The organism is Vibrio sp. GJ43-1 (assembly GCF_055808835.1).
Map to the genome: position 1 here is coordinate 1,332,104 of NZ_CM147884.1, position 17,058 is coordinate 1,349,161.

General features: G+C 44.7%; 14 protein-coding genes and 1 pseudogene. 12 read left to right on the top strand and 3 right to left on the bottom strand.

The window, feature by feature from the left end; genetic code table 11:
- Positions 1 to 73 precede the first annotated feature (73 nt).
- From cmk to pyrF, 6 genes are all read left to right on the top strand, one after another.
- The gene (cmk, locus tag AC0L66_RS06450) at positions 74 to 754 is read left to right on the top strand and encodes a (d)CMP kinase (protein ID WP_265673388.1); all 681 of its coding nucleotides are present in this window, start codon (positions 74 to 76) and stop codon (positions 752 to 754) included.
- A gap of 120 nt (positions 755 to 874) precedes the next feature.
- Positions 875 to 2,545, top strand: coding sequence for a 30S ribosomal protein S1 (gene rpsA / locus AC0L66_RS06455; protein WP_265673389.1), 1,671 nt, complete (start codon positions 875 to 877; stop codon positions 2,543 to 2,545).
- Positions 2,546 to 2,707: 162 nt separating this feature from the next.
- A complete protein-coding gene (ihfB, locus tag AC0L66_RS06460; protein WP_250616675.1) occupies positions 2,708 to 2,992 on the top strand; it encodes an integration host factor subunit beta in 285 nt (94 codons plus the stop codon).
- A gap of 222 nt (positions 2,993 to 3,214) precedes the next feature.
- The gene (locus AC0L66_RS06465) at positions 3,215 to 3,502 is read left to right on the top strand and encodes a LapA family protein (RefSeq protein WP_265673390.1); all 288 of its coding nucleotides are present in this window, start codon (positions 3,215 to 3,217) and stop codon (positions 3,500 to 3,502) included.
- A gap of 25 nt (positions 3,503 to 3,527) precedes the next feature.
- Entirely contained in the window at positions 3,528 to 4,697 is a 1,170-nt protein-coding gene (gene lapB, locus AC0L66_RS06470; RefSeq protein ID WP_265673391.1) for a lipopolysaccharide assembly protein LapB, read from the top strand.
- 78 nt (positions 4,698 to 4,775) lie between these two features.
- Positions 4,776 to 5,471 (top strand): orotidine-5'-phosphate decarboxylase, encoded by a 696-nt coding sequence (gene pyrF / locus AC0L66_RS06475; protein WP_473568791.1) that lies wholly within the window; start codon positions 4,776 to 4,778, stop codon positions 5,469 to 5,471.
- A gap of 100 nt (positions 5,472 to 5,571) precedes the next feature.
- On the opposite strand, the gene miaE is transcribed toward pyrF, so the two are convergent.
- Positions 5,572 to 6,342, bottom strand: a complete 771-nt coding sequence (miaE, locus tag AC0L66_RS06480; RefSeq protein WP_265673393.1) for a tRNA isopentenyl-2-thiomethyl-A-37 hydroxylase MiaE — start codon at positions 6,340 to 6,342, stop codon at positions 5,572 to 5,574.
- A gap of 90 nt (positions 6,343 to 6,432) precedes the next feature.
- Positions 6,433 to 7,197: a DNA repair protein gene (locus AC0L66_RS06485; RefSeq protein ID WP_265673394.1), complete on the bottom strand. Its 765-nt coding sequence runs from the start codon at positions 7,195 to 7,197 to the stop codon at positions 6,433 to 6,435.
- Between the two features lie 263 nt (positions 7,198 to 7,460).
- Here AC0L66_RS06485 and cysB point away from each other — a divergent pair, with 263 nt between their 5' ends.
- Entirely contained in the window at positions 7,461 to 8,435 is a 975-nt protein-coding gene (gene cysB / locus AC0L66_RS06490) for an HTH-type transcriptional regulator CysB (protein WP_265673395.1), read from the top strand.
- Between the two features lie 100 nt (positions 8,436 to 8,535).
- Entirely contained in the window at positions 8,536 to 9,735 is a 1,200-nt protein-coding gene (locus AC0L66_RS06495; RefSeq protein WP_473568793.1) for a methyltransferase, read from the top strand.
- A 74-nt stretch (positions 9,736 to 9,809) separates the two neighbouring features.
- Here AC0L66_RS06495 and ald read toward each other — a convergent pair whose 3' ends face one another.
- Positions 9,810 to 10,934 carry an alanine dehydrogenase gene (gene ald, locus AC0L66_RS06500; protein ID WP_265673397.1) on the bottom strand — a complete coding sequence of 375 codons (1,125 nt, stop codon included), beginning with the start codon at positions 10,932 to 10,934 and terminating at the stop codon, positions 9,810 to 9,812.
- Positions 10,935 to 11,090: 156 nt separating this feature from the next.
- Between ald and lrp the strand changes: the two genes are divergently transcribed.
- The 4 genes and pseudogenes from lrp (at position 11,091) to AC0L66_RS06520 (ending at position 16,978) form a co-directional block, all read left to right on the top strand.
- Complete coding sequence (lrp, locus tag AC0L66_RS06505; protein ID WP_265673398.1) at positions 11,091 to 11,585, top strand: leucine-responsive transcriptional regulator Lrp; 495 nt, start codon at positions 11,091 to 11,093, stop codon at positions 11,583 to 11,585.
- 151 nt (positions 11,586 to 11,736) lie between these two features.
- Positions 11,737 to 14,988: a DNA translocase FtsK 4TM domain-containing protein gene (locus AC0L66_RS06510; protein WP_473568795.1), complete on the top strand. Its 3,252-nt coding sequence runs from the start codon at positions 11,737 to 11,739 to the stop codon at positions 14,986 to 14,988.
- A gap of 18 nt (positions 14,989 to 15,006) precedes the next feature.
- Positions 15,007 to 15,618, top strand: coding sequence for an outer membrane lipoprotein periplasmic chaperone LolA (gene lolA, locus AC0L66_RS06515; protein ID WP_265673400.1), 612 nt, complete (start codon positions 15,007 to 15,009; stop codon positions 15,616 to 15,618).
- 8 nt (positions 15,619 to 15,626) lie between these two features.
- Positions 15,627 to 16,978: pseudogene (locus AC0L66_RS06520) on the top strand (replication-associated recombination protein A).
- The last annotated feature ends 80 nt before the right edge of the window (positions 16,979 to 17,058 follow it).

The following is a 17,058-nucleotide window of genomic DNA, read 5'->3' on the forward strand; positions in this document are numbered from 1 at the left end:
GTATATAATTTTGCGCCGTAAAAATGAAGAATAATAAAGACACTTAGCCAAACAATACAACGTGGAGTAAAACATGTCCTCAATGACACCCGTGATTACTGTAGATGGACCAAGTGGTGCTGGTAAAGGCACACTGTGTATGTTGTTGGCTGAAAAGCTAGGCTACCATTTGCTTGATTCTGGTGCGATTTACCGCGTGCTGGCATTAGCAGCGATTCACCATGGTATTGATTTAGAATCAGAAGATGCGCTAGTGCCTATCGCTATGCACCTTGACGTGCAGTTTATTGCCGAAGGCGACTTAGTGAAAGTCATCTTAGAAGGCGAAGACGTATCTGGTGAACTTCGTAAAGAAGAAACAGGCAATGCTGCGTCAAAAATAGCGGCTCTACCTCGTGTTAGAGAGGCGTTATTACGTCGCCAACGAGCATTTAATATCGAGCCAGGGCTCGTTGCAGATGGTCGTGATATGGGCACCGTTGTTTTCCCACAAGCGCCAGTGAAAATTTTCTTAGATGCAAGTGCAGAAGAAAGGGCGCATCGCCGCTTTAAGCAGTTGCAACTAAAGGGTTTAGATGTTAGATTTGACGACCTTTTGAGCGAGATCGAGGAGCGAGACTTCCGAGACCGTAACCGAGCGGTTGCACCTCTACGTCCTGCTGATGACGCTCTAGTGCTCGATTCTACCTCGTTAAATATTACGCAGGTTGTCGAAAAAGCGCTAAAATATATCGAATCTAATCTCACTAAGTAGCTGTACTTCGGTACCAAACTTGGTGAGTTTCGAACGTTGGTCGCAAGGATGATGACTGGCGAAATTATCAACCCCATGCGGTAGGATACCCGTGGACGTTTACTAATTGAAGATTAAATAATGACTGAATCTTTTGCTCAACTCTTTGAAGAGTTTCTGAATGAAACTGAATTCCAACAAGGTAGTATCGTTAAAGGTACTGTAGTAGCTATCGAGAACGGTTTCGTTCTTGTTGATGCTGGCCTTAAGTCTGAGTCTGCTATCCCTGCTGAACAATTCAAGAACGCTGCTGGCGAACTTGAAGTTGAAGTTGGTGCTGAAGTAGATGTTGCTCTAGACGCTGTTGAAGATGGTTTCGGTGAAACTCAACTTTCTCGTGAGAAAGCGAAGCGTCATGAAGCTTGGATCGTTCTTGAGAAAGCTTACGAAGAAGCTGAAACTGTTGTTGGTATCATCAACGGTAAAGTTAAAGGCGGTTTCACTGTTGAACTTAACGGTATCCGTGCTTTCCTTCCTGGTTCTCTTGTTGACGTACGTCCAATCCGTGACACAGCTCACCTTGAAAACAAAGAGCTAGAGTTCAAAGTTATCAAGCTAGACCAGAAGCGTAACAACGTTGTTGTTTCTCGTCGTGCTGTTATCGAATCTGAAAACAGCGTTGAGCGTGACGAACTTCTTGAAACTCTACAAGAAGGTACTGAAGTTAAAGGTATCGTTAAGAACCTTACTGACTACGGTGCATTCGTTGACCTTGGCGGTGTTGACGGTCTTCTACACATCACTGATATGGCGTGGAAGCGTGTTAAGCACCCATCTGAGATCGTTAACGTTGGTGACGAAATCCTAGTTAAAGTTCTTAAGTTCGATCGTGACCGCACTCGCGTTTCACTAGGTCTTAAGCAACTAGGCGAAGATCCATGGGTAGCAATCGCTAAGCGTTACCCAGAAGGTCACAAGCTAACTGGTCGTGTTACTAACCTTACTGACTACGGCTGCTTCGTTGAAATCGAAGAAGGCGTTGAAGGTCTTGTACACGTTTCTGAAATGGATTGGACTAACAAGAACATCCACCCTTCTAAAGTTGTTAATGTTGGCGACGAAGTTGAGGTTATGGTTCTTGATATCGACGAAGAACGTCGTCGTATCTCTCTAGGTCTGAAACAGTGTAAAGCTAACCCATGGCAATCATTTGCAGAAATGCAAGCTAAGGGCGACAAAGTTACTGGTAAGATCAAGTCTATCACTGACTTTGGTATCTTCATCGGTCTAGAAGGCGGCATCGACGGTCTAGTACACCTATCTGACATTTCTTGGAACGCAACTGGCGAAGACGCTGTTCGTGAATACAAGAAAGGTGACGAGATCTCAGCTGTAGTTCTAGCTGTAGATGCAGAGCGCGAGCGTATCTCTCTAGGCGTTAAGCAAATGGAAAATGACCCATTCAATGCTTACGTTGCTGATAACAAGAAAGGCACGCTAGTTAACGGTACAGTTACAGCAGTAGACGCGAAAGGCGCTACTATTGAACTAGAAGAAGGCGTAGAAGGTTACATCCGCGCATCTGAAGTTTCACGTGACCGTATCGAAGACGCATCTCTAATCCTAAGCGTTGGTGACAGCGTTGAAGCGAAGTTCACAGGTGTAGACCGTAAGAACCGCGTAATCAACCTATCTATCAAAGCTAAAGATGAAGCTGATGAGCAAGAAGCAATGGCTTCACTGAACAAGCAAGAAGACGGCGGGTTCGGTAGTGCTATGGCAGACGCATTTAAAGCTGCTAAAGGCGAGTAATTTACTCAGCTAAGAAAAAAGGAGCCGCAAGGCTCCTTTTTTTTGTTTTTAACTTTGCGAATTATAGACTATTATCTGTTTATACAGGCAGTTAGTGAACTGTTGTTATACAATGGTAAAGACCGTTTCAACTGAACATGAGAGTAATGAGGGTAACCACCTATGACTAAGTCTGAATTAATTGAAAGACTCTGCGCTGAGCAAACTCACTTATCCGCAAAAGAAATTGAAGATGCGGTAAAAGATATCTTAGAACATATGGCCAATACGCTTGAAAGCGGTGACCGTATTGAAATCCGTGGATTTGGTAGTTTTTCACTTCATTACCGCGAACCACGTGTAGGACGTAACCCTAAAACGGGTGATAAAGTGGAACTAGAGGGTAAGTACGTACCTCACTTCAAGCCAGGGAAAGAGTTGCGTGAACGCGTAAACGAAAGTCTATAAGCACTCTCTTTAAATCAGTTGAACGGCATACAGATAGTGTGCCGTTTTTGTATTTCTGAATTTGACTAGAAGTAATGAGATTTTGTTAAGGTCCAAATATTGGGATCTCTCGACATAAGGCGCGAATTTAGCAATGATTCGTAAGATTATGATGAGTAAGCATGGTGTGTGATTACTATTTGCTGCATAATCTTAGCTATCCAATGACTGTGGTGAAAACACATGAAGATTATAAAAATAATTTTACTAATTGTACTTTTCTTAGTCACTCTAGCACTTGGTTCGCAGAATCAGGCCATCGTGACGTTTAATTACCTTTTAGCCCAAGGTGAGTTTCATTTATCTACGTTACTTGGCGTCGTCTTTGTCACCGGTTTTGTCATTTCGTGGATTATTTTTGGAAGCTTGCATCTTAAGTCTCAATTGACGGTGAGAAAATTGAGAAAGAAATTGGCTAAGCAAGCACCGCCTCCGTCAAAAGACGTGGCAACGACTAGCCCTAACAGCTGATTGAATATTAGGGTCTATTTAGTCCATGCTTGAGCTACTATTTCTGCTTTTACCGATAGCCGCAGCCTATGGTTGGTATATGGGGCAGCGGAGTGTAAAACATGACAGACAAGAGCAATCTCATCAGATATCTCGTCAGTATATGACGGGCCTTAACCTATTGCTCTCAGATCAATCTGATAAAGCGGTCGACCACTTTATCGAACTACTTCAAGTTGATGATGAAACAATAGACACGCATCTAGCGTTGGGTAATTTGTTTCGTTCTAGGGGCGAAGTGGACCGTGCTATCCGAATTCACCAAAATCTTATCTCTCGCTCAGGCCTCACCATCGAGCAAAAAAATATCGCCCTACAGCAACTTGCTAAAGACTACATGGTGTCTGGTTTTCTCGACCGCGCTGAAAAAATATTTGTTCAGCTTGTTGATGAGCCAGAGCACAGGGAAGCCGCATTAACTCAACTGGTTTCTATCTATGAGCAAACCCAAGAGTGGCATAAGGCAATTGAGTACGCTTCTGCATTGCAAAAGTTAGGCAAAAAGCGAGTTAGAAACAATATCGCTCATTTTTGGTGTGAACTGGCAATGGTTGAGCAGGCCAGTAGCAATACTCCCAAGGCCATTCAGTATTTTCGTAAAGCGCTCACCGTTGATCCTAAGTGCGCACGAGCCAATATTGCACTAGGGCGCCTGTATCTAGATAATGAAGAGTATACAAAGACGATTCCGTATTTAGAATCTGTTCTTGAACAAGATAAAGACTTTGTTAGTGAGGTGCTGCCGACATTAGCGGAGTGCTATCATCACTTAGGTCAAGAACAAGAGCTTGTTGAATTTTTGCGTTCTAGCATTCAAAAGGGGGCAGGAGTGTCCGCTGAGTTGATGCTAGCGCAGCTTGTCGCCCATCATGAAGGAACGGCTTCCGCTCAGGCACTATTGACTCGCCAGTTAGTGAAAAGCCCCACAATGAAAGGCTTTTATCGCTTGATGGATTATCACTTGGCGAATGCTGAAGAAGGACGAGCAAAAGAGAGCTTAACAACGCTGCAATCCTTGGTGGGTGAGCAATTAAAATTGAAGCCGCATTATCGTTGTAGAAAATGTGGTTTTTCGACGCATTCATTGTATTGGCATTGCCCATCTTGTAAAGGATGGGGTACGATCAAGCCGATTAGAGGGTTGGATGGTGAATAATCCAACGTTAAGGTTTTTATGGCAGCACTTATGTGCTGCTTTTTTTGAGTTAGCACTCAGTATTAGTAAGGAGCAAAAATGATTGACCAAAAAGTGATAGTGGCATTGGATTATGACAACCAAGCCGACGCATTAGCTTTTGTTGATAGAATTGACCCAACTTCTTGTCGACTAAAAGTAGGCAAAGAAATGTTTACACTATTTGGTCCTAGTTTTGTTCGTGAGCTTCATAAGCGCGGTTTCTCGGTTTTTCTTGATCTTAAATTCCATGATATTCCGAATACCTGCTCAAAAGCAATAAGAGCGGCTGCGGAGCTGGGCGTGTGGATGGTAAACGTTCATGCTGGTGGTGGTGAGCGTATGATGGCGGCATCTCGAGAGATCTTGGAACCTTATGGTAAAGATCGCCCTCTTCTTATAGGTGTGACGGTATTAACCAGTATGGAGCAGTCAGATCTTGCTGGGATTGGCATTGATGTTGCCCCTCAAGAGCAAGTGTTGCGTTTGGCCAACCTAACAAAGCGTGCGGGACTTGACGGCGTTGTGTGTTCAGCGCAAGAGTCGAGCATGCTAAAAACAGATTTGGGTCAAGAGTTTAAGTTAGTGACGCCTGGTATTCGCCCTGCAGGCGCTGCAGTGGGTGATCAAAAGCGTATTATGACACCAGATATGGCGATCCAAGCTGGCTCTGATTATCTTGTTATTGGGCGCCCAATTACCCAAGCGGCCGATCCTGCGCAGGTACTTGCAGACATTAATGCATCACTTCGTTAACATCAAAAAACGGTAGTCGACATTGAAAACGCCAGACCTTATGGTCTGGCGTTTTAGTTCTTACATTCTAACGTCGTGTGAAGTTGGGGGAAAGTTGATGTTATAACGGCACACCACTGTGAAATTTAAAATCATTATCTGGGGATGCAATCAAATCGGCTTCAATTTTGCCAAAAAACTCGACCCTTTCTGTAATATCGCCGCCAGAAATTTGTTGAGCAAGCATTAAGTAATCTTGGTAATGGCGGGCTTCAGAACGCAGCAAAGAAACATAAAATTTTGAAATGTCATCGTCCATATATGGGGCAAGTTTTGCAAAGCGCTCACAAGAACGTGCTTCGATGTATGCACCAATAATGAGCTTATCAATCAGCGTATTGGGTTCGTGAGTCGTCGCTTTAGACAATAAGCCTTTTGCATATCGACCAGCAGGAATAGGGTGATAGGGAATGTTCCTTCCTTCAAGGATCTCCAATACCTGATAGAAATGATGTAATTCTTCTTTAATCAACAGCATCATTTTGTCGATCAAATCTTGGCTGTACGGTGAGGCTGATTTTGCCATGATGGATTTGGATATATTGCTCTTGCCTCGCAATGAATTTGAGTTACCTTGTTTGCGATAAGCAAACCGTTCGTAAGGCTTGAACCACTCTTGCAAGATTTCGCTGCTCTTAGCATCAACCGCATACTTACGAAGCAGGTACATCGCGGATTGGCCTGCTTTTAGCTCGCACAATAGGTGATCAATTAAAATAACAGGTAGGTTTTCGGGTTTCTTTGCTTCTGTTACCCATGCATCGGGTGTAGCGCAATGTAGAAATTGGTTAATGGGCGCTAAAATTTGTTCCATTTGTGTCTGACTAGTCATGTGATCTTATTTTCTTTGAGCAATTGAAAAAGGTCGCATCTGCGACCCTTTTTGGATGTGTGTAAGTTCAGCAAAAGCGGGCGTTCAATATTACCATTTTTTCTTTTCACCAAATAACTCATCCATGTCGTTATCTCGCTCACGATTGGCTTGCTGTTGTTGTTGCTCATCGGCTTTTGCTTGTCGTGAGCTTTGCAGCTGTTCAAGAATCTCAGTGAGTTTTCCCTTGGCCTGAATGGAGTAGTTGTCGTTTTTGGAGCTCAATGCATCAATCCCCTTCTTGAGAAGTTGCATTGCTGTGCCCGGTTGCCCTTTAGCAATGGACTCATGGGCTCTTTTTACGACGTTCTCTATATTAATTCGTATTTGGATGGTTTCTAAACGACCGTTCTCTACCATGTAGGCTTGAGTTTCAATGCGACCTTTATTGTGTTCGGTACGAATCGTATCACGCAGGCGCTTAACCAGCTTAAGCATGACAATCGCTTGTTTGTCACTGGTTGGCACTTTAAATGAGGTGGCTTCATTGCCTTCATAGTTTTCATTAAGTTGCTGGATTTGTGTTTGAGCCGATTCGACACGTTGTGTGAGGTGCTTATTTTTAGGGTCGAGATCATGCATATTCATCAATGCATCCAAGATTCGATTGTGCAGGCAAATCATGAGTTCTTTACTATAAGGAAGGTAGCTTGCTCCACCAATCAACTCTTCAGTAGCATCAATGAGCGCAACATAGCGTGCGGACTCTTGTCTGCGTGTCGCTTCCGCTTTCAATTTGTATTGCAACATGATGTTGTACCCGAGAACGAGGACAAGCAGGAGTGCGACCAGCGCGATGATCAAACCAATATTCATAACTTTTTGTATCTACAGTGAGTTTCCCTACAACAAGAAGATTCAGAATACACCAAAGCGAAAGTCATCAACACTGCTAAGTCGTCGTTTAGGTCATAAACTGGGAAAATAGCTGATTATTTGTACGCAACGAGAAATATGAGTAATAGATCCGCAAAATACTGTTAATCTTTCTAGGAATTCGTTATAACTATTAATTATATGCTTTGCTGTTAGCATTTATTGGATGGACAGCAGAAACGGACAAGGATGACGAGGGCGCAATGAAGTTACAGCAGTTAAGATACATCGTTGAAGTATTGAATCATAATTTAAATGTTTCCGCGACTGCAGAAAGCCTATATACCTCCCAACCCGGTATTAGTAAGCAAGTTCGTTTGTTAGAAGACGAACTCGGCATTCAAATCTTTGAGCGAAGTGGTAAGCATCTTACTCAAGTCACACCTGCAGGTGAAGATATTATACGTATTTCACAAGAAATATTGTCGAGAGTGGAAAGCATCAAAGCGGTGGCTGGCGAACATACTCATCCGGAAATGGGCACGTTGAACATTTCAACAACGCATACACAAGCTCGTTATGCGCTGCCGGAGGTCATTAAAGGCTTTACTGCTCGCTACCCTAAAGTCTCCCTTCACATGCACCAAGGCACACCATCACAGATGTCTGAAGCGATAGCAAAAGGTACCGCCAATTTTGCCATTGCCACCGAAGCTCTGCATTTGTATCAAGATGCCGTTATGTTGCCTTGTTATCATTGGAACCGTTCTATTGTCGTTCGCAAGGACCACCCATTAGCCCAAAAAACAAGGGTAACGATCGAAGACCTTGCTGCCTATTCACTGGTAACTTATGTGTTTGGCTTTACTGGACGTTCTGAACTCGATACAGCGTTTAATAAAGTAGGGTTAACGCCTAAAGTAGTCTTTACGGCAACCGATGCAGACGTGATTAAAACTTACGTGAGAATGGGTATTGGTGTGGGTGTTATCGCGAGCATGGCGATGGACAATAGTCAGGATAACGATTTAGTCGCAATAGATGCGAGTCATATATTTGAAGCCAGTACGACAAGCATTGGCTTTCGTCGTGGAACCTTCCTACGTACTTATATGTATGATTTCATGGAGCGTTTCGCCCCTCACTTGACACGACCTGTTGTTGAGCAAGCCATTTCGTTGAAGTCAAATGTCGAAATTGAAGCCATGTTTAAGGATATCGACTTACCGGTGAGGTAACCTCTTTCATTGTTTTGACCGTATCATGGGCACAAAACACTTCCGTTGTGCCTTGCTTCCCCCTACAATCTCACCAGAAAAGTAGGGGAAGTTTATCATCGTGAATCGTCAACAATTTCAACTGATCACTCGACTGCTTAAGCAATATCAAAGCTACTGGCGTCAAGATCCGTTTACCCAGGTCATTAGCGGTCAAGTTGCATGGAGAGGCGATAACCCTGAGCTCTTGACTTGGCTACAAGCCCTTAGCCGAGACGCTATTTCTACCTATAAAAATAACCCGCCGCTTTTTGCTTCAAAAATCAGCGATTGGTTACCTGACGCTGAGTTGTTAAGCACTATCACTGTCCCTCATCGTCCCTTCAACGAGAGCGCTGCGAAACTTCCGCGTGGTCTAGATAGTGGTATTCCAGGAAGAAAGCTGCAACAAATCTCTTCACTTAGCGATGTTTGTCTTTCTGATCATCACGGCACTCAATGGCTAGAATGGTGCGCAGGTAAAGGCTACCTTGGGCGACTACTTTCTTCACAATCACAACAGCTTGTCACGAGTTTTGAATTTCAGTCTACATTATGTGAATCAGGGCAGAGTGAAGCGGATAAATTGTCGTTGCCGATGACATTTGTCCAAGGAGATGCGTTTAGTGATGAAGCAGGACATGTGTTTTCTCATCATCAACATGCGGTTGCTTTACATGCTTGTGGTGATCTACATGTGACCCTAATTAAGCACGCAGTAAGAGGAAAACTGCCCGCCGTGACATTATCACCGTGTTGCTATCACCTTATTCATGATACCCACTATCAACCCATGTCAAACGAAGGGCATGAAGCGGGGCTCACGCTGAGTAAGCAAGAGCTTCGGATACCATTGCAAGAAACAGTGACTGGCGGAGAGCGCGTTAAACGTCATCGTGAGCAAGAGATGACGTTTAGGTTAGGTTTTGATGCTTTGTGCAGTGAAACTGGGTTGAGTCCGGCGTATATACCAATCCCAAGTATAAAAAAATCCCAATTGGCCGATGGGTTTGAAGCGTTTTGTCTTTGGGCAGCGAAGAAAAAACAGCTGATATTACCGATTGTAGATTACGGTCATTATGAGGGTGTCGGCATGAAACGTTATTGGGAAATGGAAGCACTTAGTTTGGTTCAAGGCGCTTTTCGTCGACCATTGGAACTTTGGCTAGCGTTAGATAAAGCCTTATATTTACAGCAGCAGGGCTATACTACTGACGTGTTTACATTTTGTGATCCCGCGATTACCCCAAGGAATTTGGTAGTACACGCTGTTCGGACATAAAAAAACGGGCGCTAGCGCCCGTTTGATAAATAAATATGCGTTGTTAATCTATCGTTAGCTAACGATGATGCTTACTAGTTAAACATCGCCATTGCTGCGATAGGCTCGACATATTCTAGGTCGAAGCTTTCTGCTACTTCTTTGCAAGTCACTTTCCCGTGAATGACGTTGAGTCCATCTAGGAACCCTTTGTCTTCAGTCAGCGCTTGCTGGTAGCCTTTGTTGGCAAGTTTGATAATGTACGGCAATGTTGCATTATTGAGTGCAAACGTTGAAGTGCGAGCAACCGCACCGGGCATATTTGCCACACAATAGTGAACAACATCGTCGACGATGTAAGTTGGATCTGCGTGTGTCGTCGCGTGAGACGTTTCAAAGCATCCACCTTGGTCGATGGCGACATCAACCACTGCTGCACCTGGTTTCATTTTCGCAATATGTGCTTTTGTCACCAGCTTTGGTGCTGCTGCGCCAGGAATTAAAACGGCACCGATCACTAGGTCCGCTTCTAGGATATGCTTCTCTAATGCATCTTCTGTAGAATAAACCACTTTTGCGCGACCCTGGAATTCTTCGTCCAAAGCGCGTAATGTATCAATACTACGATCTAAGATTGTAACGTCTGCACGCATGCCAACAGCCATACGAGCAGCGTTTGAACCAACAACGCCACCACCGATAACCACGACTTTCGCAGGTTCTACGCCTGGTACACCACCCAGTAGAAGACCGCGTCCGCCGTTGGATTTTTCGAGTGTTTGAGCACCAGCTTGTATAGACATTCGCCCAGCGACTTCTGACATTGGTGCTAATAGTGGCAAGCGACCCATATTATCTGTTACAGTCTCATAGGCAATGCAGACAGCTTTGCTTTTAATTAGCTCTTCAGTTTGTGGAAAATCTGGTGCTAGGTGAAGATAGGTGAATAAAACTTGTCCTTCACGTAACATAGCACGCTCGACAGCTTGGGGTTCTTTGACCTTTACAATCATCTCTGCTTGCGCAAAAACGTCAGCGGCGGTAGGAAGAATGGATGCGCCTACAGCGATGTAATCATCGTCTGAAAAACCAACACCAGTGCCAGCATTAGTTTCAACGAAAACTTGATGGCCGTTTGAGATAAGCTCTCTTACGCTTGCTGGGATCATACCGACACGGTATTCATGGTTTTTTATCTCTTTAGGTACGCCAATGATCATCCTGACTCCTCATTATTATATGGTTGTATTAACTGTGTGTAGGGTGTTATTGTCGAATTACTGACTAGTATAGAAGCTAATTAACAAAATTTGATACTGAATATTACAGAGTTGTAGTATATTTTTTTGCAAGGAAGTAACAAGGTGGAATAAAAAATGGCAGACAACTATAAGAAGCCGTCCAAGGAACTAGACCGTATTGATCGCAATATTCTTAATGAATTGCAGAAAGACGGTAGGATCTCAAATGTCGAATTGTCAAAACGCGTAGGTCTTTCGCCTACACCGTGTTTGGAACGTGTTCGTCGACTTGAGCGTCAGGGATATATTACGGGCTATACAGCTCTACTTAATCCACAATACTTAGATGCGTCACTATTGGTCTTTGTGGAAATTACGCTAAATCGTGGTGCCCCAGATGTGTTTGAGCAATTCAACGCAGCAGTACAACGATTGGATGACATCCAAGAATGTCACCTCGTTTCTGGAGATTTCGACTATCTTTTGAAAACAAGGGTGTCGGATATGGGTGCGTATCGTAAGTTGCTTGGCGATACATTATTGCGTTTACCGGGTGTGAATGACACGCGTACTTACGTGGTAATGGAAGAAGTTAAGCAAACCAACCAACTGGTGATTAAAACGCGATAAATCTATTCTAACAAGGAGTTGACTAATGCTATGAAAATTCATGCTTTATTCTTCTCCTAGATTGGGTTTTGATCCCCGATGTGGTTAAATCAATAAATACTCCGAGCGGCTTTTGCCGCTCGGGCTGTTTCTACTAAGTTAGATGTTGGATATGTTCAAACAGGACAAAAAAAGAGTCGAAACGATCATTAAGACCAGTGAAGAGCAAGAAGCTTCACGTCTCAACGGATTTCAACGATTAAGAGAATGCTGTTTTATACTAGCAGTATTGACGTCGATTTTATTGGCGGTCGCATTATTTACTTTCAGCCCAGCCGACCCTTCTTGGTCTCAAACGTCATGGGGTGGCGACATTCAAAATGCAGGCGGCATCGTAGGTGCGTGGCTTGCTGATACGCTATTTTTCGTTTTTGGCTCTTTGGCTTACCCCGTTCCTTTTGTTGTTGCTTTTAGCGCTTGGGTGTTTTTCCGTACTCGCGATAAAGACGATGAAATTGATTTTATGATCTGGGGTACACGCACGCTCGGCTTGACCATCATTATATTGACAAGCTGTGGTTTGGCTGACATTAACTTTGATGATATTTGGTATTTTTCGTCTGGCGGCGTGATTGGCGATGTGCTGACTAGCCTGTCATTGCCTACTCTAAATGTGCTGGGTACAACCATTGTCTTGCTGTTTTTGTGGGGGGCAGGATTTACCTTATTGACTGGGATTTCATGGCTTAGCATTGTGGAATGGATTGGCAACAGTGTCCTGACATTCATTGCGGCGCTAACGAATAAAGCGCGTGGCAGTAAAGAGCAAGTATACGAGCCAGTTTTATCTCAGCCAGAACGTGTTGATGAAGATGACGTGATGCCACATTTCTCGGCGAAAGATGAAGCATTGTTGTCTGACGAGCAAGTGTTATCGCCAGCTAAGCGACGCCATTATAATATTCATATGCCAGATACTGCGGATCTAGAATCACGTTTAGACGGCACAGATAACAACGATCCGTTGTTTGCCAGCTCAGCGTCTACGGTTATTGAGACAGCGCCTGCTAATGAGTACTCCTCTTCTCTCTCAAACACGGTACCGACACAACACGATGCTGAGACGTTGCATACCGACGTGACTGCGGAAGCGAGAACTGAAGCGGTTAACAGCGCAAGTACTCCTGAGTTCTCACAGAATGAAACACGAATAGTGCCGCCATCGATGGATGAACCAACGCCTTCGGTGACGCCAATACCAAAGGTTGCCCCGGAAGAAGATCGCAGCCATTTACTGGGTGCGACGATAGAAGATCTTGAAATAGCGGCAAGGACGTATGACGATTTTGCCGATCAGTCTACACACGTGGATGCAACACACGTGGATGCAACACACGTGGATGCAACACAAGCAGAGACCACATACACAGATACTCAGCAGGCTGATACTAAACAGCTAGACTCCAGCTATGCAGAGCCAACCATTACTAATGGCGCTGATCATAGTGATGTTAACACTTCACATCTTACCACTGCCGCAGTGACGACAGCGATGGCTAGTGCACCGTTGGCCGCGCAAGGCGTTGAAGGACTACCTTGGCGTTCAGAGAGTATTGACGTGACAGGAGAGCCAACAGCACAGACTAATCTTGCTGATTCTGAGCGCCTTAATACAGATGTTAAGTCTTGGCCACAGGAAAATCCCTCTTCGCTTGAACCTGAAAATAACGAGTCGATAGCGGCGCATATTGAACCGGAAGCGGTTTGGGTTGAAGAACCGAACGTACCGCCCGCAGCTCAACCTCAAGAGGATGCGTATGTAGACGCGGATTCGCAGGCGTTCCAGTCTTTGGTTGCAGAAGCACAAAAAACGGCGGTTGCGCAAGTGAACCCTTTCCTGGTGCAAAAAGATGCCAATCTACCCAAGCCAGCGGAACCAATGCCGACGCTTGAACTGCTTTATCATCCTGAAAAGCGTGAAAACTTTATCGATAGAGAAGCGTTGGAAAATATCGCTCGCTTGGTTGAGTCCAAACTGGCTGATTATAAAATTAAGGCTGAAGTGGTCGATATCTTCCCAGGACCAGTGATTACCCGTTTTGAGCTCGACTTAGCACCAGGTGTTAAGGTCAGTCGTATCTCTGGCCTATCTATGGATTTGGCCCGTTCATTATCAGCAATGGCAGTGCGTGTAGTGGAGGTCATTCCGGGTAAACCTTATGTCGGGTTAGAGCTACCGAACATGACGCGTCAGACGGTGTATTTTTCGGATGTCATTGGTAGCCCTGCGTTTACTGAGTCCAAGTCACCCACTACAGTGGTATTAGGCCAAGATATCGCGGGTGAAGCCGTAGTCGCTGATCTATCGAAAATGCCTCACGTATTGGTGGCAGGTACCGCCGGTTCCGGTAAGTCGGTTGGTGTCAATGTGATGATTCTAAGTATGCTTTACAAAGCAACGCCAGAAGAAGTCCGTTTTATCATGATTGACCCGAAAATGTTGGAGCTTTCGATTTATGAAGGCATCCCGCATTTGTTGTCTGAAGTGGTTACCGATATGAAAGACGCCTCTAATGCACTGCGTTGGTGTGTTGGAGAAATGGAACGTCGCTATAAGTTGATGTCGGCACTCGGTGTTCGAAACATTAAGGGCTTTAACGACAAACTGAAAATGGCGGCGGAAGCGGGTCACCCTATTCATGACCCACTATGGAAAGATGGCGATAGTATGGAGCCAGAGCCGCCATTACTTGAAAATCTACCTTACATTGTGGTTGTCGTGGATGAATTCGCTGACTTAATCATGGTGGTGGGTAAGAAAGTCGAAGAACTGATTGCGCGTTTGGCTCAAAAAGCCCGTGCAGCAGGTATTCACTTAATTTTGGCGACGCAGCGTCCATCGGTGGATGTGATTACCGGTCTAATTAAAGCCAACATTCCGACACGTGTCGCGTTTACGGTTTCAACCAAAACAGACTCAAGAACCATTCTCGACCAAGGTGGCGCTGAATCACTGTTAGGTATGGGTGATATGTTGTACCTACCACCAGGATCAAGCCATACGACCCGTGTACATGGCGCTTTTGCGTCCGATGATGATGTACATGCCGTGGTGAATAACTGGAAGGCGAGGGGCAAACCTAACTATATTGAAGAGATTACCAATGGTGATCAAAGCCCAGAAACCTTATTGCCGGGAGAAAAGATGGAAGGTGATGAGGAAATGGATCCATTGTTTGACCAAGTGGTTGAACATGTTGTGCACTCACGTCGAGGCTCAGTCTCTGGGGTACAAAGACGCTTTAAGATAGGTTACAACCGAGCCGCTCGAATTGTCGAGCAACTTGAAGCTCAAGGGATAGTTAGTGCGCCGGGTCATAACGGTAACCGTGAAGTATTGGCTCCACCTCCAATTAAAGAATAATGGCAGTAAGGAATTATTATGAATAAATGGCTTTCGCTTGTACTCGTCACCGTTTCTGCATTTAGCTTTACAGCGTCTGCATCGCCACAGCAAGAGCTGAGTGAACGATTACAGCTTAATGATGGATTCAGTGCGAATTTCACACAAACCGTGACTAGCCCTGATGGTGAGGTTGTCATGGAAGGTGAAGGTAATGTTGAAATTGCTCGTCCGAGTATGTTTCGCTGGGTGACCACCTTACCGGATGAAAATGTATTGATATCAGATGGCAGCAATCTTTGGTATTACAGCCCATTTATTGAGCAGGTGAGTATTTATAATCAAGAACAAGCGACGGAACAAACCCCGTTTGTATTGCTGACACGTAACCGCGCCAGTGATTGGGATAATTACAGCATTGAACAGCGCGGCGATATGTTTACGTTGACACCAACCGCCGTTGATTCAACGCAAGGTCAATTCCAAATTAATATTGACCCGAAAGGGATCGTGCACGGTTTTAACGTGATTGAGCAAGATGGCCAGCAAGGTCAGTTTGTTTTTGAAACGATTAAGGTGGGTAAACCCTCATCGGAGCGCTTCACTTTTGTCGTTCCTGAAGGGGTAGAAATTGATGATCAAAGAAACTAGGGGATTACGTGAGTAATTTTAGTTTTGATTTTTCAGGGGACGAAGATTTTCGTCCCCTGGCTGCGAGAATGCGCCCAGAAACAGTGGAGCAGTACATTGGCCAGCAACATATTCTTGGAGTGGGTAAGCCACTTCGTCGTGCTTTAGAGGCGGGCCAGCTTCACTCTATGATTTTATGGGGTCCCCCAGGTACTGGGAAAACGACGCTTGCTGAAGTGGCGGCAAATTATGCTGACGCAGAAGTCGAGCGAGTATCCGCAGTGACCTCGGGTGTTAAAGATATTCGTGCTGCTATTGAAAGAGCGCGAGAAAACAAACTGGCAGGCAAGCGAACCATCTTATTTGTGGATGAAGTCCATCGCTTTAATAAAAGCCAACAAGACGCCTTTTTACCACACATTGAAGATGGAACGGTGACGTTTATTGGGGCGACGACAGAGAATCCGTCGTTTGAACTTAATAACGCATTATTGTCTCGAGCACGGGTCTATAAGCTGACCTCGCTTGATAAGGCCGATATTCTGCTAGTACTTGTGCAAGCGATTCAAGATGAAGCGCGTGGTTTAGGTCAGGTGCTTAGGTGGAGTTTCAGGACAATGTTTTAGATAGATTGGCTGAGCTCGTTAATGGTGATGCCCGTATGTCTCTTAATTATCTTGAGCTGCTCTATGATATGGCAGAGGACAATGCACAAGGTGAAAAACAGATCACATTGCCTTTACTTGCGGAAGTCGCTGGAGAAAAAGTAAATCGTTTTGATAATAAGGGAGACATTTGGTATGACCTTATTTCAGCGGTGCATAAGTCCATTCGCGGTTCAAACCCAGATGCCGCTCTGTATTGGTCGGCACGTATGATTGCTGCTGGTTGTGATCCGTTATACATCGTTAGGCGTTTATTAGCGATAGCGTCAGAAGACATCGGTAATGCAGACCCCAGAGCTATGCAAGTCGCGATGTCGGCTTGGGATTGTTTTACTCGTATTGGTCCGGCTGAAGGTGAACGGGCGATAGCACAAGCGATCGTCTATCTTGCCTGCGCGCCTAAAAGTAATGCTGTATATACGGCTTGGAAGCAAGCGCTAACAGACGCGCACCAATTACCTGAGTATGAAGTGCCTCATCATTTACGCAATGCTCCTACCTCTTTAATGAAAGATATGGGTTACGGAGAAGGGTATCGTTATGCTCATGATGAACCTGGTGCTTACGCGGCAGGTGAGCGATATTTGCCCCCTGAAATGAGTGGTACACGCTACTACCAGCCGACAAATCGCGGTCTTGAAACCAAAATTGGTGAAAAGTTAGATTATCTTGCCGATTTAGACGCAAAAAGCCCACAAAAGCGCTATGAAAAGTAGTGGCTTTTCGTTATCGTTATCCGGTTCAATTATCAAGATTTATCAGCGGTTATAAATTAATCGCTTATAAACGTATTCAT